At 71.6% G+C, this 394-nt stretch carries 1 protein-coding gene; it reads right to left on the bottom strand.

What is annotated here, in order from left to right:
• Positions 1–394, bottom strand: a 394-nt coding sequence (locus HC031_RS32335; RefSeq protein WP_167929252.1) for a condensation domain-containing protein, incomplete at both ends; no start/stop codon positions are given.

The following is a 394-nucleotide window of genomic DNA, read 5'->3' as shown; positions in this document are numbered from 1 at the left end:
GGGCTCCGCGCCGATCGCCGCCAGCACCAGCCGCAGCCGCTCGGCGAGCTGCCGCACGGTCGCGGCGTCGAACAGCCGAGGATCGAACGCCAGGTCGAAGTGGAGCCGGTCGGCCAGGTAGGCGGACAGGGCGAGCGGAAAGTTGGTCGGATCGAGGGCCCGGACCTCACGGATCCGCAGGCCGGACTCGCCGGCGGCCTCATCGAACGGGTAGTTCTCGAACACCACCATGCTGTCGAACAGGTTGACCCCGCCCGGCAGGTCACTCCACGCCCTCAGGTCGGCCAGCGCCACGAAGTCGAACCGCCGGGACTCGCTCTGCTGCTCCTGCAACGCCCGCAGCCACGGCACCACCCGCTGCGCACCGTCCACCCGTACCCGGGTCGGCACGGTG

Origin of the sequence: Planosporangium thailandense (genome assembly GCF_011947195.1) — a bacterium.
Taxonomy (GTDB): domain Bacteria; phylum Actinomycetota; class Actinomycetes; order Mycobacteriales; family Micromonosporaceae; genus Planosporangium; species Planosporangium thailandense.
This window is presented reverse-complemented; position numbering and strand designations above follow the sequence as displayed.